The 19,500-nt window shown below is 45.0% G+C and carries 19 protein-coding genes, 1 rRNA gene and 1 riboswitch; of the genes, 3 read left to right on the top strand and 17 right to left on the bottom strand.

The window, feature by feature from the left end; all coding sequences use genetic code 11:
* Positions 1 to 36 precede the first annotated feature (36 nt).
* Positions 37 to 582 carry a TIGR00730 family Rossman fold protein gene (locus G588_RS0114870; protein ID WP_022779510.1) on the bottom strand — a complete coding sequence of 182 codons (546 nt, stop codon included), beginning with the start codon at positions 580 to 582 and terminating at the stop codon, positions 37 to 39.
* Between the two features lie 403 nt (positions 583 to 985).
* Here G588_RS0114870 and G588_RS22560 point away from each other — a divergent pair, with 403 nt between their 5' ends.
* Positions 986 to 1,138 (top strand): hypothetical protein, encoded by a 153-nt coding sequence (locus G588_RS22560; RefSeq protein WP_022779509.1) that lies wholly within the window; start codon positions 986 to 988, stop codon positions 1,136 to 1,138.
* Positions 1,139 to 1,255: 117 nt separating this feature from the next.
* Positions 1,256 to 2,122, top strand: coding sequence for a hypothetical protein (locus G588_RS0114860; protein ID WP_022779508.1), 867 nt, complete (start codon positions 1,256 to 1,258; stop codon positions 2,120 to 2,122).
* Here G588_RS0114860 and G588_RS21760 read toward each other — a convergent pair.
* From G588_RS21760 to G588_RS0114785, 15 genes are all read right to left on the bottom strand, one after another.
* On the bottom strand, positions 2,101 to 5,256 hold the full coding sequence (locus G588_RS21760; protein ID WP_022779507.1) for an EAL domain-containing protein: 3,156 nt from the start codon (positions 5,254 to 5,256) through the stop codon (positions 2,101 to 2,103). The genes G588_RS0114860 and G588_RS21760 overlap by 22 nt on opposite strands.
* A gap of 269 nt (positions 5,257 to 5,525) precedes the next feature.
* A complete protein-coding gene (locus G588_RS0114850; RefSeq protein WP_026668818.1) occupies positions 5,526 to 5,894 on the bottom strand; it encodes a heavy-metal-associated domain-containing protein in 369 nt (122 codons plus the stop codon).
* 161 nt (positions 5,895 to 6,055) lie between these two features.
* Positions 6,056 to 6,262, bottom strand: coding sequence for a PspC domain-containing protein (locus G588_RS0114845; protein ID WP_022779506.1), 207 nt, complete (start codon positions 6,260 to 6,262; stop codon positions 6,056 to 6,058).
* Between the two features lie 14 nt (positions 6,263 to 6,276).
* Entirely contained in the window at positions 6,277 to 6,474 is a 198-nt protein-coding gene (locus G588_RS0114840; protein ID WP_022779505.1) for a hypothetical protein, read from the bottom strand.
* A 133-nt stretch (positions 6,475 to 6,607) separates the two neighbouring features.
* Complete coding sequence (locus tag G588_RS0114835; protein ID WP_022779504.1) at positions 6,608 to 7,513, bottom strand: hypothetical protein; 906 nt, start codon at positions 7,511 to 7,513, stop codon at positions 6,608 to 6,610.
* Between the two features lie 39 nt (positions 7,514 to 7,552).
* A complete protein-coding gene (locus G588_RS0114830) occupies positions 7,553 to 8,782 on the bottom strand; it encodes a 6-phosphofructokinase (protein WP_022779503.1) in 1,230 nt (409 codons plus the stop codon).
* Between the two features lie 134 nt (positions 8,783 to 8,916).
* Positions 8,917 to 11,028: a helicase-related protein gene (locus G588_RS20505; RefSeq protein WP_022779502.1), complete on the bottom strand. Its 2,112-nt coding sequence runs from the start codon at positions 11,026 to 11,028 to the stop codon at positions 8,917 to 8,919.
* Between the two features lies 1 nt (position 11,029).
* Positions 11,030 to 11,416 (bottom strand): hypothetical protein, encoded by a 387-nt coding sequence (locus G588_RS20500; protein WP_022779501.1) that lies wholly within the window; start codon positions 11,414 to 11,416, stop codon positions 11,030 to 11,032.
* 156 nt (positions 11,417 to 11,572) lie between these two features.
* A complete protein-coding gene (thiC, locus tag G588_RS0114815) occupies positions 11,573 to 12,877 on the bottom strand; it encodes a phosphomethylpyrimidine synthase ThiC (RefSeq protein WP_022779500.1) in 1,305 nt (434 codons plus the stop codon).
* A gap of 97 nt (positions 12,878 to 12,974) precedes the next feature.
* A complete protein-coding gene (thiD, locus tag G588_RS0114810; protein ID WP_022779499.1) occupies positions 12,975 to 13,772 on the bottom strand; it encodes a bifunctional hydroxymethylpyrimidine kinase/phosphomethylpyrimidine kinase in 798 nt (265 codons plus the stop codon).
* Positions 13,769 to 14,413 carry a thiamine phosphate synthase gene (gene thiE / locus G588_RS0114805; RefSeq protein ID WP_022779498.1) on the bottom strand — a complete coding sequence of 215 codons (645 nt, stop codon included), beginning with the start codon at positions 14,411 to 14,413 and terminating at the stop codon, positions 13,769 to 13,771. Before thiE ends, thiD begins: the two co-directional genes overlap by 4 nt.
* The gene (gene thiM, locus G588_RS20495; protein ID WP_022779497.1) at positions 14,394 to 15,176 is read right to left on the bottom strand and encodes a hydroxyethylthiazole kinase; all 783 of its coding nucleotides are present in this window, start codon (positions 15,174 to 15,176) and stop codon (positions 14,394 to 14,396) included. Before thiM ends, thiE begins: the two co-directional genes overlap by 20 nt.
* Positions 15,176 to 15,721: an energy coupling factor transporter S component ThiW gene (gene thiW / locus G588_RS0114795; protein ID WP_022779496.1), complete on the bottom strand. Its 546-nt coding sequence runs from the start codon at positions 15,719 to 15,721 to the stop codon at positions 15,176 to 15,178. The genes thiM and thiW overlap by 1 nt, the downstream gene beginning before the upstream one ends.
* A gap of 88 nt (positions 15,722 to 15,809) precedes the next feature.
* Positions 15,810 to 15,914, bottom strand: a riboswitch (TPP riboswitch).
* 56 nt (positions 15,915 to 15,970) lie between these two features.
* Complete coding sequence (gene nagE / locus G588_RS0114790) at positions 15,971 to 17,422, bottom strand: N-acetylglucosamine-specific PTS transporter subunit IIBC (protein WP_022779495.1); 1,452 nt, start codon at positions 17,420 to 17,422, stop codon at positions 15,971 to 15,973.
* A 1-nt stretch (position 17,423) separates the two neighbouring features.
* On the bottom strand, positions 17,424 to 17,918 hold the full coding sequence (locus G588_RS0114785; protein WP_022779494.1) for a PTS sugar transporter subunit IIA: 495 nt from the start codon (positions 17,916 to 17,918) through the stop codon (positions 17,424 to 17,426).
* Positions 17,919 to 18,169: 251 nt separating this feature from the next.
* On the opposite strand from G588_RS0114785, the gene G588_RS0114780 reads away from it, so the two are divergent.
* Positions 18,170 to 19,138: an alpha/beta hydrolase gene (locus tag G588_RS0114780; protein ID WP_022779493.1), complete on the top strand. Its 969-nt coding sequence runs from the start codon at positions 18,170 to 18,172 to the stop codon at positions 19,136 to 19,138.
* Between the two features lie 92 nt (positions 19,139 to 19,230).
* Here the strand turns inward: G588_RS0114780 and G588_RS0114775 are convergent.
* A 23S ribosomal RNA gene (locus G588_RS0114775) occupies positions 19,231 to 19,500 on the bottom strand; the annotation flags it as partial.

Here is a 19,500-nt window from a genome sequence, read left to right as displayed (position 1 = left end):
CCATCTTTATTCTATTTTACATTATTTCCGGCAGATTCACACCGATTTTTTTGCAGTAAGAAATGCAGCAATTTCCTCGATATCATCTGAAAAAAGAGCACTTTCGAAATACTCTTTTCTGCCAAGACCGTTATCAATGATGTTTCTGATAAGTGTCCTGAAGGGCTCATAATAACCGTCGGTATTGTACAGAACTATAGGGCAGCTGATCACATCAAGACTGGCAAGAGACAGTACATCTGTGATCTCATCGATTGTTCCTATTCCTCCGGGGAGAGCAACAAAAGCATCGGCGAGTTCTATCATTTTGGCCTTGCGCTCTGCCATTGACGCAGTCTCAAAACATTTAGTAAGATTCTTGTGCTTTCTGTCCAGAATCCTCTGAATGTCGGGCAGAACGCCAATAACCTCTCCTCCTGCAGCCAATACCGCATCGGCAAGAGTACCCATCAGGCCTCTGTCTGCGCCGCCGTATACAAGTGTGTTGCCGCTCTTACCAATCCATGTGCCAAGGGCCACGGCCGCTTCTTCAAAATGCTTGTTGTTTCCGGATGTTGATCCCAAATATACTACAATATTCATATCACTACTCCTGCTTATTTTTTGCCGATTATCACCTGCGAATTGTGCCTGCTTATCTCATACAATACAGTGTCCAACATCTGCCCGGCGCTGACGCTGCTGCCAGTATTATTCCGACAATCAATACGATTATATTTTGCTTCATTTGCTTTTGAATCACAATTTTTCCCCAATACTTTCTTTAAAAATTTCAAAATAACATAGCATTAATTATCACAGAAAGTCAAGCAAATATGCGCTTTGCCACCTATTACTATAATGTCTGTCTATTATCGAATTAACGATTTTATGAATGTTTAATTTTGCATTCGCATCCTGTACATATTCGGATAGTATAGTTAGTAACTGACTTATGATTACAGCCTGAAGAATTATCCGGGGCGGAAAAAAAGGAGGACTTACGATGAGTGATGAATTCAGAGAAAAAGCTATTGGTGTAATTGTGGAATTTGGCAATGGAAATGCCGATGAGCTAAAAGCCATGGGAGACAGAGATCTTTTGAAAAGATACTGCGAAGTGACCGGCGAATCCGCCGAGGATTACAAAGATGCGTAATAAAAAAAATAAAATAGCTTAATTCACCAACAGAAATGTTTACAAGTCATATCGCCATTCATATAATGGATTACATCTAATCTGTAAGATTTAATTCTCTTATTGGGAGGAAATGTAATGAAAAAATGTGTTATAGCGATTATGGCATCAGCTATGCTACTTGCCGGTTGCACCGGGGAACTACCTGAGGAATTTCAGAATCTTGGCCCCCTGGCACCGTATGAAAAAGAAGTCGCATCTAAACAGTCCGATGACTCCAAGGACGATGATGATTATAAGAAAAAGGATGATGATAAGACATTAGGGTCATCTTCCAGTGAGGAAAAAAGCAAATCGGACGATGCCGATTCATCATCTTCTTCAGACAAAAGCAAGGCTGATATTGATAAATACATTTCTCTTCTGGGAAATGGATCAGGCGTGGGAAACAGCGATCTTCCATCCTCAAGCGATTCAGACTCAGACAAAGGTCACAAGACTCCTGCTTACTTAAATGCACCTGATACGGCAGCAGGTATCGAGATTGCCGGATATACCTTCGACTTCTCGGATGACTTCAAACTTGCTGACATGGAAGACGAAAACGGAGTAATGTACCAGACCGAAGACAGTACTGCAGCTATCATAATTTTCGAAGAGACCTACGACGAGGATATGCTTGAAGCCTTCATTGAATATCAAGACCTGTATGAAACACTTTTTGATGAAACAATCGATGGCCTTATCGTACAGGTACTCATTGGTGATTCCGATGACATGCAGGCGGGCGATATGATAGATGATGATGTAAGACCTGCAGATGCAATAGGTAATACACATCATGTTACCTTTACCGACGGACTTAAATCCGGAGTTGCTTATGACAGCTGGTTCCTTAATCCCACAACCGGTGAATTTGCATATATCATCTTGATTGATATAGATCCGGGATTAAAAAACTCAACACAATTCCCGTCAATAATTCAGAATGCTTCTTTTAGATAACTCTTGTTATCATACATATTTTTGTCAGCTTTCATGAAGACAGCTTCCATGCTGTCTTCATTTTTGTATTTGGCCATACCACAGGCAATTACGATTCCTCCGTTGGCAATGGCATCCTTATCATAAGCGGCGACAGCCTCCACCAGCTCATCTACCCGTTCATAATCCTCATCTGTTACCAGCACCACAAATTCATCGCCTCCGATTCTGTATACAGGGCTTCTTTTGAAAATGCTGCATATGATCTCGCAGGCATTAATGATGCATTCATCTCCTGCCTTATGACCTTTAGTGTCGTTTATCTTCTTAAGATCATTGACATCCAGAACCACAAGAGCAAATTCTGCCTGACGATTCTGCTTAATTCTGCGATCAACAATTTTTTCCCTCTGCTGATAGGCATTCTTGTTCTTTATTCCCGTAAGGACATCAACATTGGCCTGATCCTGTACCTTTGCCAGCTTAGCGACATATTCGCGTTTGATACGCATAGCTTCGGTGACATCCTGGCACAGTCCCAGAAGGCATTCACGTCCCGTATCGTCCGTGAACTTGAGCTTGGTGGTCTGGAACTGCCTGGGATTACCTTCAGCATCGGGCACGTCCTCATAGAAAACATATGGCTTGTCCATAGACAGTGCCTTTTTATCATCCTCGATAAAGTGTCTGGCTGTGGCTTCGTCAAAAATCTCAAAATCCGTGAGCCCTACCACGCCCTCCGGAGTTTCCTTGTGAGCATAATCGGCAAAGGCCTGGTTACAGGCCAGATACTTTCTGGTGATAACATCCTTGGAGAAGGTCACTGCAGGCATATTCGTAAGAAGATCGGACACGGACTTTTTCAGTTCCGCTATTTTCCTGTTGCTGTCAGCTTCTTTCTTAAGGAGTTCATTTTCTTTTTGCAGCTTGGCATATTCCCCTGAGATCTTGTGTAATTCTCTTTTTTGAGCTTCATCTGGGAGACCACCTCTCACCTCCGCTGAAGAAAGGATGGCTATCATGACTGCTGCCACTTCTGTAACCGGATTAACAGCAATTCTCCATGCCAGAATCTGGATCAATTTGCCGTCTGCTGTTACATCGGTAACAATAACTCTTTTTCCGTCCTCTGCGCAGTTCAGTACTGCCTGGAGCGACCGTGTGCCGGGCTTATCCTTGAGCTTCGATGCATCGAATTCTTTTTTGCCTGAGATACCGGGGAAATAGTCAGCAATATAATTTTTGTAGGTAATATTGGCCCTTACTATAGACAGAATGTTGTCTTTGCCACACTCCACCATGACCATGGGCCAGGTATCAAAATAGTCTGTGTGCTGCTCATCATCGGTGCTGGACAGAGACAGGTCATAGAGATTTACCTTTCCCAGAAGGACATAGTAGCCTGACTCCTCAGGGTTTTCAAAGCCTATCTGCATGCCCGATTTACCTCTCTCCAGTATTTCCTCAAAAGAAATAGGTTTGGAAAAATAGTATCCCTGAAGCATGGTACATCCGATATCCTTGAGAAAATCCGCCTGCTCTGCGGTTTCAACTCCCTCTGCCACCGTATCCATTCCAAGAGACATAGCAAGTCTTACCAGTTCCGTAAGGATTATCCTGGCCTTTTCACTTTCATCCATCTGTCTTACGAACTGCATATCAATCTTGATGAGGTCAAAGGGCACCTTCTGCAGGATACTTGGGGATGAATAGCCGCTTCCGTAATCATCCATCCATACATCAAATCCAAGCTCCTTAAAACGCCCGATCTCTTTGATCATATAATCAACGTCATCCGCCACAATACTCTCTGTGATCTCGATAACGATCATGTCTCTGCCAATGCCGGCACTGTCTACACGCTTCCTTATCTCCTCAACGATATCGCAGGTATAGAAATCACTTCTGGACAAGTTGACGGATACAGGCACGACGTATATACCATTGTCTGCCTGTTCTTTCATCTTTTTTAGTACCTGATCAACAATACACAGATCGAGTTTATAAATGGTATTGGTCTCCTCAAGCGCAGGAATAAACGCCGCAGGGCTGAACATGCCCTTTACAGGGTCCACCCACCTTGCAAGCGCTTCTTCATGACAGACCTTACCATTGGCAGTTCTTACAATAGCCTGATAAAAGACCTTGATCCACCCTTCTTTAATCGCTCTGTCAATGTTTTCGATGACATACTGCTTGTCTTCCATGGCAGTCATCATCTTCTTATCAAAAATGTGGAACCTTGAAGAATAATTATTTTTACCTGAGTCACAGGCTATCTTGGCTCTGTCACAGGCTCCGCTGATACTGATGGTGTCATCCTCGTACAGGTACATACCAACGCGCAGAGGCATTTTTTTCTCATCTTCAATCGCTTTGTTTGCTTCTATGAGCTTGGCTGCGCTCTCTCTGGCCTTTTCTTCGTAGGTATATACACAGAAGTGGTCTGCGCTGAATCTGCTGCAGTTTTCATGACTGAACAGCTTGATGATATCGGATGCGAAATTTTTAAGGAACCTGTCGCCCTCCTGAAGACCGTAGGTCTGGTTATACACCTTCATTCCGTCGAAATCGAGGAACAAAATGACAGGCATCTTGCCGCTTTGCCGAAGTTCCCTGCAACCTGCCTCTGCCAGAGCAAAGAAATAGGTCATGGAAGGAAGCCCCGTCAGATAATCGTGCTCCACTCTCACGTTATAACTTCTGTTGGCCAATTTGTTGATCAGGGAATTATAGATACCATCCTTTTGAGCATTGTTATCCTCATCATAAACGCCTTGATCTGTATACCATACAAATGCCAGCTTTATGCCATTTTCTTTATCAAAATGCTTTCCGTAGGCATGAATTATCCGATACTGTCCATTAATATAGGACCTGTAAATCACATCATAAACATCTCCACCCGTAGCAAAGCTATAAGCGGCATCTCCAAGGTCCGACAGATCATCCGGGTGAATATCGCGGTACATATCATTGTCCATGAGGTCATAGAGATCCGCTCTGGCCATATCCGTATAGCCAAAGAGCTTAGTAGCGCCATCTGAAACAGCTATGGTAACTACTCTTTTATTAATAAACTGATATACCGCAAATGGAACCTGGCTTCTTTCCAGAAACGCAAGTTCTTTGTCGTCATATCTGTATTTTTCCACGAGAAGCACCTCCTGCATGGGCAAAATAATTATAATGAACCATTATTTATTTTACCATTTAAGGGAAGTGTATTGATTGATATTCCGACAATGTTTAGAAACAATTAATAAAGCGTAATCCACGAGCCTGGCATTTGCCAAAGTGCAGTACATCTCGTTATTCTCCTCATACAGGGAAAAAGTTCCTTCCACAGTAATCTCTTCAGTGTCCAACGGCGGATAATTCCAATCCTCCCATATGTCAATCATACTGAGGATATATCTTACATTTATTTAGAGATGACCTGCAGAACCTGATAACCAAGCCTCTCTATTTCCGAGGTGATGACTGTATCTTCCAGGTCTGCCTCAAATTGTACAACTGCTTCTTTCTTGCGAAGATTCAGCCTTGCAGATACGCCGTCAATCCTGTTGATTGCCCTCTTCACTCGATTGGTGCAGTTCTCGCAGTGCATTCCGTCAATCTTGAACACCCTGGTCTTAATAACGGGGCCTTTAAGTTTTTTGTCAGGTTCTCTGACAGTGGAGCTTCCGCCACCGCAGCAGCTGCCCTGCCCCAGAAAATGCTTAACGGAGCCTCTAATAGCGAGAAACAATATTATTGCAAGACCTGATATTATAAGACCGTTTGAAACCATCGTATTACCTCATTTTTTCTATTGTTTTATATCAAAAATCTATTTTTAACCAGTACATCATGTTAGCATATGCTAATTCAAAATGCAAGTATTATGACTACTGTAATAAAAAAGCTTCAAAGCATTGGCTCTGAAGCTTTTTTTATTATGTATGCAATCCATCAATTATCATAACGGCTAACGTAATCAGGTCTGTTATCCATCAGAAGTGCTGCAATGAAATAAATAAGTATTCCGCTTCCTCCTGAAAGAATAAATAACACCCACAAAACTCTTACAATCGTAGGATCGATTCCCAGGTACTCTGCAAGACCTCCGCACACACCGTAAAGCTTTCTTTCATTACTTCTGTATAATTTCTTTTCCATAACTTTTGTTCTCCTCAAATCTCTGAACCATCTACATCAACAACTTCGATACGCTCTTCATCGCGTCGTCCTATTGCAAGTTTGCTCTTGTTGGCTGCCAGCAAAAGGAAGATTGCCAGGATATCGTCAACAGGTCCCGGCACGAAATCCACAGGCGAAACAACATAGACAATAAGCAATGTAAAAAGAATCCATTTCATAAACTTATTCATTGTCACCCTCCTCTCATTGGATTGATTTTACTTAAGGATAAATTAAGTATATTCTTCTCCAGGAAAGGAATACATTGTTGCCTTTGCAAAAATTTCGGTTTTATTTTTCTTTTTTGGCAAAAAAGAATCTGAATCAGAATAAATCCAACATACTGTCGAGATAGATCTCCTCCCTGACCTTGAGCTGGTATTCCGGTCTTGTCATGTAGTACAGGAGAAATTCCAGTATCACTGCACTGCCGAGGCTGCGGCCTTCGATCTTGAAATTGGAAAAGCCTGCGGGAGCATATACGTTCAATATATCATCAATTCCGATAAAACCGGGATTCTTCATGGCATCTGAGAAGCGATAGCCTCTTCCTGCATCAGGAGAAACACAGATGTGGTCTTCGCATTCTTCTCCAAGGCTCTTGCGGCTGACGTTCTCATAGCAGTTTTTCCGATCGTAGCAACCATACCAGCAACATTCGTTGCAAAGAAACTCTACTTTGGACTTAAGTTCAGACGGAAGGTCCGTTAATTTGGCGATTTCCTTGTTTAATCTAAAATCGGGTACAACATAGCGAAATTCTACCCTGTTTAATTCATCAGTAAATTCTGCGAAGTCAGTAATTACCTTGGTTGTGGATGAAACGAAATAGAAATCGGGATAGCTTTCTTTGATATAATCCAGAAGGAGGTCTGAATATATTATTATACCATTGTTCGCATAACTATTCTGTTCGAAGATTCTGCACAGTTCATTACATCTTCTGTCGGACAGATGCTCCTTGGTAATCAGGGAATTGCTGAAGGTGAGCCTTGCGGAGATTCCATACTCCTTCATAAGCTCCGCAACCTTCAATGGGGATTCCTCGCCGAAGCCCACACGGCCTCCGCCCCACAGGCAATCGGCCGGTGCGCCATAGATGGAACCTATTTCGCACCAGTCATAGAAATATTCCCTGTGTTTCCTAAACAGCGGAAGAAACTCACTGTACAGGTTATAAAATTCAAATAATCCCGGAAGATGATAATAAATCTTATTTTTCTGTTTCATATTACCTGTTCTTCCTCAAAAAAACTTGAGAGATTCCGATCATTCGCCTAAGAATATATGCTGCGGAAGTCCTCCAACAAAAATTGGAGTAAGCTCTGCCTGGATCAGAGGATATGCGTAGTCTATGAACTCCTGCTTCATTCCTGTATGATCCTCATTCACCCATTCAATGGGAACCTTTTTCTCCAGATTAGCTATCTCTGAGATGGGATGAAGCTCAGTAGTGCACTGATAAGGTGAATTGGAGATTCGCTTAAGGGCCACCATCTCTCCTGTATGACCTTCAAAAGCTGCCTTCACTGCTGCTCCGCCCACCTGATAAGCCTCTGTAATATCAGTGCGGCTGGCAAGATGACCTGCGCAGCGCTGTAATGTTGATAATTCAATGCATCTTGTCTTGGTATCAAGATTCCTTGCGACGGTATTAGCCAGGAAACGCGCTGTTCCTGTAAGACTCTTGTGGCCAAAGGCATCCACAGCGCGGACATCATCAGAGAGTTCGCAGACATAACGGCCATCTTCAAGTTTGACACCCTCAGAAACCGCAATGACGATGCTGTTCTTTTTTTCCTGTATTCTGCGTACCTTTTCAACGAATCTGTCCACATTAAAAGGTACCTCTGGAAGGCAGATCATATCAACGCCCTCACAGTCGTAGTCTTTGGCAAGGGCAGCTGATGCAGTGAGCCACCCGGCGTTTCTGCCCATTATCTCAACGATCGTTACATTTTTGGTGCCGTAGACCGTAGCATCTCTGATGATTTCCTTCATTACTACGCCAATATACTTGGCAGCTGAGCCATAACCGGGAGTATGATCCGTCACGGTCAGGTCGTTGTCTATGGTCTTGGGAACGCCGATAAATCTTATATCACTCCCCTTCTCCTTGCCATAGGCCGCCAGCTTGTTTATAGTATCCATACTATCATTTCCGCCAATATAAAAGAAGTATCCGATATTGAGCCTTTCAAGTTTCTCAAGGATTGTATCAAATACTTCTTCAGCCCCCGGAGCGCCAAGCTCGGGGAGTTTGTAACGGCAGCTTCCAAGGTAGCTTGAGGGCGTTCTCTTAAGAAGCTCGATATCGATGGGCTTCTTAAAAATCTCAGTAAGATCAACATATCTGTCCTCAAGAAAACCCTGAATTCCGTTGCACATTCCGTACACCTTGGCAGCGCCACGGTTCTTAGCTGCCTCAAATACACCTGCGAGGCTTGAATTGATGACTGCTGTCGGTCCGCCGGATTGTCCTACAATTGCGTTTTTCATATTCCCAAATCCTCCATTCTACATTTTTTTCACAAACACAAATAACCTTGAAAAAATCATAGCATGGCAAATAATACAATTGTAAGCGTTTACATTTCTAAAATATGGACTTCTTTGAACAACAATTTCTTCTTTTACGAATACTTCCTATACTTATGCTTCCTGTAGCACTCCTGGCACATGGTGTAACGATAGGACCATTTCAGTTTTTTGCCGCAGTAGATGCAGGACTTCATGCTAAGCTTCTGAAGGTCCAGAATCTCGAAGATTCGCTCTGAGATTGCTCTTTTGGTCTCCAGGATCTGAGGAAGATCCTCTTCATCTCCAAAGAGCCTCGTATAGGAATATAGGAAATCAAAGACTGCGCTACAGGTCTCAAGTGTCTGGAGCGACTGTCTGAATTCAGGATCAGCGAAGGCAGTGTTAAACTGCCGGATTGTCTCCTGCAGATCCACCGGTTCTCCTTCAGCCTGGGCTCTGTAATATTTGGAATATATATCAAAAATCTCTTTGTTATCGGTATTTGCCGGAATCCTTATGAACTTGCGGATCAGCTCCCTGTTGTCGTCAATGGCTTCAAGGGCTCTTGCCAGCTTGATCTTCTCATCGATATCGCCCTTGTCATAGTACTCAGCTGCGGGAATCTTGTTCCACAGCTCAAGAATAGTGGAGACCTTGCCGTCCTTCTCAAGAAACTGCTCCGGAATGTTGATCATAGCTGTATTAAGCGGAATCAGCTTGTGTTCAAGGAGTTTCTCAATTACCTCATAATCATAGTAGGAAGTCACGTAGCCCGTATCGTACAGACCGTACCTGCCTGCTCTTCCGGCTATCTGTTTGACTTCTGAGGGAGTGAGCGGTCTCTCTTTTACCCCGTCATACTTGATAGTCTGTAAAAAGACAATTCGTCTTACGGGAAGGTTCATACCCATTCCTATTGCATCTGTTGCAACTACCACATCTGTGGTGCCGTCTGCGAATTTACCGGCCTCCCTGTGGCGCACATCGTAAGGAAGAGATCCGTAGATAATGCTGCAGGTAATGCCATTGGCCTGAAGCTCTGCGGCAACGCTGTGTACATCTTTTCTGGAAAAAACGATGAGTGCATCGCCCTTCTTGACGTCCTCGGGGAATCTGAAATCCACCGCCTCATCATCCATCTGAAGAGGTGTCTTCCTGTCGTGATACTGAACCTCATAGTCATCTCCGCAGGAAGTGATCATGCGGATCAGAAGCTTCTCTGCATCAGGAGATGCGCACAGATGAATGACTGAGGCCTTGAGCCCCAGTATCGCTGCGGTCCAGGAGCCGCCTCTTTGCCTGTCGGAAACCATCTGGGCCTCGTCAATAACGGCCATATCCCAGTCTTCATCCAGGTTCATCATCTCTATGGTTGAGGACTGGTGGAAGGATCCGGGCATTAGGATACGCTCCTCTCCTGTTATCATTGAGCAAGGACAGCCCTGCCTGTTCATCTTCTCATATTGCTCATAGGCAAGAAGACGAAGCGGCGCCAGATAAATTCCGCTGTCTGCATTCATCAGCTCCTGCATGGCCTGATAGGTCTTACCTGAATTGGTGGGACCTATATGCAGTATAAAATGCCTTTTCATCTGCCTTGCAAGAGGAAAAAGCTGCGTGTAATCGTCAGGAGTTGAGGTCTGAATGCTCTCAAAAAGAAGCCTCTTGGCTGCCATGGTCTTTTTGTGCCTCTCAGCAGCATGAATATACCTCGGATTATGAGATACCTGCTCAAAAACAACTATCTCAGAAAGACGTGGCTTGATATAGTCTACAATGTCGCGGCTCTTCTTGGATTCGCGAAGATATGTCATTATAATCTTGGAAATTGTTTTCTCAGAACCGGTGATGATAAAGTCCACCAGCGGCATGTTGTCACAGTTCAGTAAAACACTGTATATGACATGAGAAAGAGACGGCATCATCTCTCTAAGGATGACGCCGTTAAATTTGTCAGGAATTGTCTCGCAGAATCTACCGATAGTTCCCTTGTGGATCTCCTGCTTCTGGGTCTGCCCGAAAGCGGTGTGAACCGTCATATAAATTCGTTCTGTGGCCAATGTATCAAGGAATGCCTCATACACGGCCTTGCACACTTCATCAGAATGTTTCTTCCAGTACTCCTCGAACTCCTCCTGAGGAAAAGCCCGAAGGGCACGGTCTCTTTCCATTTTCTGTCTGACTCTGCGTGCCTTGAAAGGATTATGATAGCCTTTTTTCTTCATGTTATCCGACCATTGTCACTTTTTCGGCAAATCTGTTAAGTGCCGTCTCTATCCTGCCGATGTTCACATCACCCAGGAATTCGAATTCGTCCACGTAACAGGATTTTGCATCAATATAAACATCACAAGTGATCTTCCTTGGATTGCTGCCGTATTTCTCAATTACTTCGGGAAGGTTGTCATTAACTGCATCAAACCTAAGACCAAAGTCCTTGCAAAAATCCACTGCATCCTCCAGTGACTTGCCTTCTCTGCAGGTCCACAGGATCACTTTGTGTCCGAGCTTTCTCTTCCATATAAGAAACTCGAAAAGATTTAAATTAGCCGGCCCGAGTTCAGGCCACTGCCCCATACTAAGTGCGCCGTCGAAATCAACTGCAAAAATCATGTCTGTACCCCACCTTCTAGTTTGTGCCTTTGATTTTTTTCCCCGCTTTGCGCCCCTCAATTAAGCATTATACCCAAAACTCATCGGGATGTCAGTATGAAAATCCTTTTATTCATGCATATTTCACATATTAACTTTTTTTCGTGCGCTGTTTTATCACAAAATATCAATATGCTCACCTGCAAGAGCCTTGTTCATGCTCCTTACCGCACAGAACTTGCCGCACATGGAGCAGGTGTCATCATATTCGGGAGCTCTGTCGGCTCTGATTGCTCTGGCAGTCTCCGGATCCAAAGCGCAGTCCCACTGCCCCTCCCAGTCAAAAGCCTTTCTGGCATCGGCCATCTTGTTGTCGATGTCCATGGCATGTGGTATCTTCTTGGCGATATCTGCCGCATGAGCTGCAATCCTGGATGCGATTATTCCCTGCTTAACATCTTCTACATTGGGAAGTGCAAGGTGTTCAGCCGGTGTTACATAGCACAGGAAAGATGCCCCTGCCGCTCCTGCTATTGCGCCTCCGATAGCGGAAGTGATATGGTCATAACCCGGTGCAATATCGGTAACAAGGGGGCCCAGTACGTAGAAAGGCGCTCCCATGCAGATTGTCTGCTGCATCTTCATGTTGGCCTCGATCTGGTCCATCGGCATATGGCCGGGGCCCTCCACCATTACCTGCACATCTTTCTCCCAGGCGCGTTTGGTGAGTTCGCCCAGCCTTACCAGTTCTTCTATCTGGCATACATCACTGGCATCCGCAAGGCAACCGGGTCTGCAGGCATCGCCAAGGGAAATGGTAACATCATACTCTCTGCAGATATCAAGAATCTCATCATAATATTCGTAAAAAGGGTTCTCCTCGCCTGTCATGCTCATCCAGGCAAATACCAGAGATCCGCCCCTTGATACGATATTCATTTTTCTCTTGTGCTTCTTGATCTGATCTATTGTCTTTCTGGTGATTCCGCAGTGAAGAGTCACGAAGTCAACGCCGTCCTTAGCGTGAAGCCTTACAACATCAATAAAATCCTTGGCTGTAAGCTCGGATAAGTCTCTCTGATAATGGATTACACTGTCGTAAACAGGCACTGTTCCCAGCATTACAGGACATTCCTCAACGAGCTTTTTTCTGAAGGGCTGGGTGTTTCCGTGTGAAGACAGATCCATGATAGCATCAGCTCCCATGTTGACCGCAGCCATTACCTTCTCCATCTCAATGTTGTAGTCCTTGCAGTCGCGGGATACTCCCAGATTGGCATTTATCTTGGTCCTTAGCATAGAGCCAACGCCTTTGGCGTCAAGGCAGGTGTGGTTCTTGTTGGCGCAGATGGCGACCTGTCCTTTGGCGACCAGGTCCCTGATCTCCTCGGGTGTGCGGTACTCATCCCTTGCAACCTTCTCCATCTCGGGAGTGATGATTCCCTTGCGGGCTGCCTCCATCTGTGTTGTGTAATTTCTCATTATCTATTTCCCCTTTTCTTTTTTTATACCTATTTTGTAATTATTTAGCTTTATACCTGCGATGTGTATAAATATCAATCGTTATTCATTAAGAGAGCTAATTTGCTCGCATAGAATGGTATAATGGTCCTCTTCCATGTCCCAATTCAAGACCTGCAGCGATGCATTTTTCAATATATTTCTTTGCCTGAATCACGGCATTTACAGGTTCCAGCCCCATGGCAAGGCCTGACGCAATGGCACTTGAGAGCGTACAACCCGTACCGTGGGTATTTGGATTCTCATAGCGCCGGCCTTCTATCCATATAGCATCGCTGTTGTAGAACAGATCCGCAGAGACGCCTATTTGGTCAAAAGAGCTGTGACCACCCTTTATCAGCACATTGCAGCCGCAGCTTTCATAAATATGCGCAGCAGCTTCCTCTGCATTTTTCCTTGAATTGATGTCACTTCCCGTAAGGATTTGTGCTTCGCGTATGTTCGGAGTAATGATGAGGCACCTTGGAAACAGCTCTTTTTTCAAATATTCATAAGTATTTTCCTTAGTGAACTCAGTTCCTGACGTAGAACTAAGAACCGGATCAAGCACCACATTTGTAAGTCCGAATTTGTCTATCCCCTTAGCTACAGCCTCCATGGCACCTATATCCGGCAGCATTCCTATCTTGACGGCGTCCACAGGCATATCACTGCAGACTGCCTCCAACTGCAAGCTGATAAAAGACTTCTCAACCGGTGAAATGCCCCTGACTCCCAGCGTATTCTGGGCTGTAAGGGCTGTGATGACGCTCATTCCGTATACTCCCAGAGCCTCCATTGTCTTGAGATCCGCCTGTATCCCAGCACCACCGGAGGAATCGCTCCCTGCTATGGTCAGAACTGTTCTCTGTTTCATGTCTCCTCCAATTCATCAAACGCGCTGCGGAGATCTGCCGCTGCTTTTTGGGGATCTTCACTTTTCATGATTGCTGAAACAACGCATATTCCAGCTATTGGAGTGCCTTTCAGAATGCCGATATTATCTTTGTTAAGGCCTCCTATTGCATTCGCAGGAATTGGAACGGCTGCGCAGATATCTTTTAGGGTTTCGACACTTGTCAGCACCGTTTTAACCTTAGTAGTAGTTGGGTAAATTGCCCCTACTCCAAGATAATCAGCTCCTTTGTCGTAGGCTTCCAATGCCTGGCTCACGGTCTTGGTGGTAGCTCCGATTATTATGTCCGGGCCAAGAATATTCCTTGCAATGTCTACAGGCATATCAGATTGCCCCAGGTGCACTCCTTCGGCGCCGATTGCCATTGCCACATCAATCCTGTCATCCACGATCAGAGGAACATTGTATTTCCTTGTTATCTCGTGAAGTTTCCCGGCCAGTTCCATGTACTGCCTTGTGGTCTTATCCTTTTCTCTTATCTGTACTATGGTTGCTCCGCCTTGGATAGCGCTTTCAGTCTTTTGCAGGAACTCCTCTGTGGATAGACCGCTGCTGTCGGTCACAAGGTAGAGCCTTAGGTCCTTACTGTCTATTCTTTTCATTGGTTTCTCCATATTTTTCGAAGGACAGGGAATCCAGAAGTCCTATCAGATAGCTTCCGGCTCCTACCTCTCCGTTTTTTTCATATAGATTTTTATATGCCTTCTCCCCGGCGTTTCCGAAGAATTCACAGGCTCCTGCCACGGCCTCTATACGAGGCTCTCCAGCCAGAAATGTCGCACATACAGCCCCCAGCATACATCCTGTCCCGGTAATCTGCCCAAGCATTGGCGTTCCGGCTTTTACCAAAATAGTCTTGCCTCCGTCCGTAACAATATCTGTCTCACCGCTTGCAAGAATCACAGTCCCAAGATCTGCTGCGAGTTTATGCGCAATTTCCTGCATTTCTCCGGCTTCGATGCTCTTATCGGCATCCACGCCTTTTCCTTTATAAGAGTTCACCGCCAGAGCCTTGATCTCAGAATAATTGCCCTTTAGCACCAAAAAAGACTTTGCATGGTGCGGGTGCTTATTAAGAAGCTTGAAAACATAATCCCTTCGAAGATCCGAGCAGGCAACTCCCACAGCATCGATTACTATGGGAATGCTTTTCTCAAGAGCCGTTTCATAGGATATTTCCATAGCCTCCATCCTGCTGTCGGAAATATTGCCCGTGTTTAGTAGGAGCGCAGATGCGGTCTCTGTAATTTGACGAACCTCCATCGGATGTTCAGCCATAATGGGGCAGGCTCCCAGGGAAAGGACTGCGTTGGCACATTGCATCATGGATATTGGATTGGTTATACAATGGATCAGATCTGCCATTATGCCACCTTATCCTTTTTGTCATCGGTAGGGTCAGTATTTCTTAAACTGCTCTGGATCTTAGTGAGGACTCCTGCCTGCTGCAGCTTAAGAAGCAGCAAAAATGCGATACTTCCGCCTATCAGAGTTCCGCAGATAAAAGTGGGAGTATAGAAGAACCAGGTAAGTCCCTCTTTTCCCCAGAGATAAGTCATTACAGGGTAAGATACGATGGAGCCGATAATTCCTGTTCCAATGATCTCTCCAAGGACAGCAGCGATGATCTTTCCCTTGGACAGCTTGTAGAAAATTCCGGACAGAGTGGCTCCGAAGATGGCTCCGGTAAGGGCCAGAGGCGGGATTCCCATGATCAGCATTCTGATGATGCCGATGAGAAGGGCGCATACAAAAGCATAGGCAGGCCCCAGGAACACCGCACAAGTGATGTTGATAAGATGGGCCATGGGGCACATTCCTTCAATACGAAGGATTGGGGAGATGACCACCCCCAGGGCCACAAACATGGCAAGAGTCACCATCCTCAGTAAGTAGTTGTTTTTCTTCATGTCATTCCTCTTTTCCCAGACGGTGAGCTTTGCTTTTATGGGCACCAAAAAAGCGGAAGCCCCCCAATGTGGTTGCTTCCGCTCAAAAAATCCCTATTGTCAGGCATCCCTACGTTGGCATTATCCAAATCAGGTTATCGGTCGAAGGTCACACCTTCCTCTCAGCCTGTAATACAAGCTCCCGTCTGTTAAATTTGTCTTACTCTTTATACACCTTTTAACACGGTAATGCAATACATTAAATAAAAATTATTGCATCAGCTTTTTCATTTCGTCATACACAAACTGAACTTTTGGGCCTGCAATGACCTGAACTGCATTCTTGGCGGGCCTTACAATTCCGGCAACTTTGGCATCTTTGATACACTTTTCATCCACAAGAGTATAGTCCACTGTCTCTACACGGATTCTGGTTGCACAATAGTCGAAATCCTTGATGTTCTCTTTTCCGCCCAGTCCCTTCAGTATTATCTTAGCCATTGCGGTGTAATCATCTCCGGAGAGCTCAATCTTGCGCTCGGTTGCTTCTGTCTCCTCCTCGTCTTCGCGCCCCGGAGTCTTGAGATTGAACTTCTGAATGACGAAGCGGAATACAAAATAGTAAACGACGGCATATACCGCGCCGATTGGCACTATCAACCATGGATTAACTGCCATTGGTGCCTTGAAGCTAAGGAACCAGTCAACAAAACCTGCGGAAAAATTAAAGCCGAGTCTAAAGGGAAGCATGGTACAGATCATCGCCGAGATTCCCGTAAGAACCGCGTGGACAAGGTACAGCCCCGGAGCCAGGAACATAAATGAGAACTCAAGGGGCTCCGTAATTCCCGTAAAGAAGGAAGCCATGGCGCCTGCAAGCATAAGGGATGCCACCGCTTTTTTCTTCTTGGTCTGTGCTGTGTGGTACATCGCGAGAGCACCTGCGGGAAGTCCAAACATCATAACCGGGAAGAAACCTGTCATGTACTGTCCGGTAACGCCCTTAACAGCGCCGTCTGCACCTGACCAGAACAGCCCCAGATCATTGATTCCTGCAGTGTCAAACCAAAATACCGCATTAAGTGCATGGTGAAGTCCCAGCGGAATAAGCGCTCTGTTCAGCATCGCGTATATTCCGGTACCTACGGGACCAAGACCTATAATAGCTGTGCCAAAGGCAACAAGGCCTGCATAAACAATGGGCCACACGAAATACAGAATAAGTGAAACCACAATGGATACCGCCGCGGTAACAATTGCAACACATCTTTTTCCGCTGAAAAATGCCAGAAAATCCGGAAGTTTCGTATCTTTGAAGCCATTATAGCAGCTTGACCCTATAATTCCCGATAAAATACCTATGAAGGCATTGCCAATCTTACCAAAAGCCGCCGGCACCAGCGCCGCATCAACTCCTCTAAACATTGCAACCGCATCTGTACTAAGAAGTGTCGTGATCATAAGAAAAGAAACAAGACCTGAAAGTGCAGCGGTTCCGTCATGTTCCCTGGCCATTCCAACGGAAACACCAATCGCAAAAAGGATCGGAATCTGATCAATGATTGCAGAAGCAGCCTTGATAAGAAATGCCGCGATCACGCTGTTTGCTCCCCATCCGTTAGGATCGATCCAATAGCCGATTCCGTACATGATGCCTGCTGCAGGCAGTACCGCCACCGGAAGCATCAGAGATTTTCCAATTTTCTGCAAATACTTCATCATACTATTTTTCCTCCTGTTTCTCCAAAATTATAGCCGCATCCCCCTGTGCTACTTTGCCTTCTTTTTTATCTAAACTGCTGAAACTATCGGGATTAGTAATAATAACAAGTGTAATTATTTCGAAGCCTTCACTCTTTACCGCTTCAAGATCCACCGTAGCGATGAGCTGACCTTTTTTGACAGTATCACCCTGAGCAGCATGGGTGGTAAAATGTCGCCCTTCCAGCTTCACAGTATCTATTCCTATATGAACAAAAACCTCTGCTCCGTCCTTAGTCAGCACGCAGAAAGCATGTCCTGTCGGAAAAAAAGCCGCAAGCTCCCCGTCCGCAGGTGCATAAAAACGTCCATCCTCAGGTATTATCGCAACTCCTTTACCGACCATTTCTTCAGAAAAAACAGGATCGGGAACTCTTTGGATCGGTACGATCTCACCTGAAACAGGCGCAGCAATTTCAATTGTATTACCGTGGAAAACTTTGGAGAAAATTCCCATATGATGCCCCTCCCTACGCATAAATTAATTTTACATCATATTTTGACATAATAGAAACGCATAAATGTCAAATTGTAAGAAGTGCGCTAATTGTATATAATTTAAGCTAATCGCGTGATTAAAAGGATTGGGGATTTGATATGAAAAAGAAAAGTTCTTTAGTTCTATTAGCTGTGATGACCGCAACATTATGCGCCTGTGGAAATACTTCCGTAAGTACATCCGAAAATATCAATCAGGGGGATACAGAAATGACACAAGACAGCAATATCAGCAGCGAAGAAAACAACACTGCCTCAACAAGCAGCACCGAGGATATGAGTTCTTTTGCCTCAGGTATCAAAACAGAGGATACGGAAACCGGCTCAGACACCGAATTTGTCCTTAACGACCAAATTGAGGAGCGTTGCCCTATAACCTACGAAGCACATAGATCCGATGTTTCCTATGGAGAATTCACTCACGGAACCTATTATTCCACAACCTGCGAAATGGACCGTGGCTACAGCATTCTTCTTCCTTCGGATTACAGCGAAGATAAGAAATATCCGGTTCTGTATCTGCTTCATGGAATTTTCGGAGATGAGTATTCTTTTTCCGGAGATGGTTCCAATAAAATTAAAGAGATTGTCGGTAATATGGCAGCTGATGACCTCATTCAGGAGACAATCATCGTTTGTCCCAACATGTATGCCGCCAAAGACCCGAATCAGAAGCCGGCCTTCGATAACGAGAGCTGCCTTCCCTACGACAATTTCATCAATGATCTTGTAACTGATCTGATGCCGCATATCGAGAGCAGCTACTCAGTCCTCACCGGCAGAGAGAACACCTATCTTGCAGGTTTCTCGATGGGCGGCAGAGAGACTATCTATATCACACTTAAGCGTCCTGAGCTGTTCGGATATGTATGCGCCATTTCCTCTGCTCCCGGAGTTGTACCGACTAAGGATAAATTCATGACTCATGACGGACAGATGGCTGAGAGTGAGATGAGATTTGCCGAGGATGCTGTTACACCGGACGTTTTTATTGTGTGCTGCGGAACCAGAGATTCCGTTGTCGGAACCTATCCCAAGCAGTATCATGAACTTCTTGAAGCTAACGGCGCCGACCATATCTGGTATGAGATCACAGGTGCAGATCATGATAATAACGCTATCAAAGGCGGTCTTTTCAATCTATTCAAACAGATTGCATATGAAAAAAGCCGGAACTGAAAAGTTCCGGCTTTTTCAAGGTTTGTACCTTCAAAACCGAACACTGAACTATCTTAAATCCATTTTCCCTTTGTTCCTATACCAACTATTCGTTGGATAAGCCCTCGACCTATTAGTACACATCAGCTGAACACGTTACCGTGCTTACACCTTGTGCCTATCTAACCTCATACTCTCTAAGGGGTCTTACTGCTTGCGCATGGGATATCTCATCTTGAGGGGGGCTTCACGCTTAGATGCCTTCAGCGTTTATCCCTTCCGGACGTGGCTACCCAGCCTTATGCATCTGGCGATGCAGCTGATACACCAGCGGTCCGTCCATCCCGGTCCTCTCGTACTAAGGACAGCTCCTCTCAGATATC

The sequence above is a fragment of the Butyrivibrio sp. AE3009 genome, assembly GCF_000420845.1.
GTDB lineage: Bacteria > Bacillota > Clostridia > Lachnospirales > Lachnospiraceae > Butyrivibrio.
Note: the sequence above shows the minus strand (reverse complement) of the source record. Positions and strands in the feature narration are given on the sequence as shown.

Excerpts from the sequence above, each read along its gene's own strand:
- thiM (WP_022779497.1), bottom strand. The coding sequence starts at position 15,176 with ATGGCAGATCTGATCCATTGTATAACCAATCCAATATCCATGATGCAA.
- G588_RS0114785 (WP_022779494.1), bottom strand. The coding sequence starts at position 17,918 with ATGGGAATTTTCTCCAAAGTTTTCCACGGTAATACAATTGAAATTGCT.
- G588_RS0114840 (WP_022779505.1), bottom strand. The coding sequence starts at position 6,474 with ATGAATAAGTTTATGAAATGGATTCTTTTTACATTGCTTATTGTCTAT.
- G588_RS0114830 (WP_022779503.1), bottom strand. The coding sequence starts at position 8,782 with ATGAAAAACGCAATTGTAGGACAATCCGGCGGACCGACAGCAGTCATC.
- thiW (WP_022779496.1), bottom strand. The coding sequence starts at position 15,721 with ATGAAGAAAAACAACTACTTACTGAGGATGGTGACTCTTGCCATGTTT.
- G588_RS0114850 (WP_026668818.1), bottom strand. The coding sequence starts at position 5,894 with ATGGTTTCAAACGGTCTTATAATATCAGGTCTTGCAATAATATTGTTT.
- G588_RS20505 (WP_022779502.1), bottom strand. The coding sequence starts at position 11,028 with ATGAAGAAAAAAGGCTATCATAATCCTTTCAAGGCACGCAGAGTCAGA.
- G588_RS22560 (WP_022779509.1), top strand. The coding sequence starts at position 986 with ATGAGTGATGAATTCAGAGAAAAAGCTATTGGTGTAATTGTGGAATTT.
- G588_RS0114845 (WP_022779506.1), bottom strand. The coding sequence starts at position 6,262 with ATGGAAAAGAAATTATACAGAAGTAATGAAAGAAAGCTTTACGGTGTG.
- thiD (WP_022779499.1), bottom strand. The coding sequence starts at position 13,772 with ATGAAACAGAGAACAGTTCTGACCATAGCAGGGAGCGATTCCTCCGGT.
- G588_RS20500 (WP_022779501.1), bottom strand. The coding sequence starts at position 11,416 with ATGATTTTTGCAGTTGATTTCGACGGCGCACTTAGTATGGGGCAGTGG.
- G588_RS0114860 (WP_022779508.1), top strand. The coding sequence starts at position 1,256 with ATGAAAAAATGTGTTATAGCGATTATGGCATCAGCTATGCTACTTGCC.
- G588_RS0114870 (WP_022779510.1), bottom strand. The coding sequence starts at position 582 with ATGAATATTGTAGTATATTTGGGATCAACATCCGGAAACAACAAGCAT.
- nagE (WP_022779495.1), bottom strand. The coding sequence starts at position 17,422 with ATGATGAAGTATTTGCAGAAAATTGGAAAATCTCTGATGCTTCCGGTG.
- thiE (WP_022779498.1), bottom strand. The coding sequence starts at position 14,413 with ATGAAAAGAATAGACAGTAAGGACCTAAGGCTCTACCTTGTGACCGAC.
- G588_RS0114835 (WP_022779504.1), bottom strand. The coding sequence starts at position 7,513 with ATGAAACAGAAAAATAAGATTTATTATCATCTTCCGGGATTATTTGAA.
- thiC (WP_022779500.1), bottom strand. The coding sequence starts at position 12,877 with ATGAGAAATTACACAACACAGATGGAGGCAGCCCGCAAGGGAATCATC.
- G588_RS0114780 (WP_022779493.1), top strand. The coding sequence starts at position 18,170 with ATGACACAAGACAGCAATATCAGCAGCGAAGAAAACAACACTGCCTCA.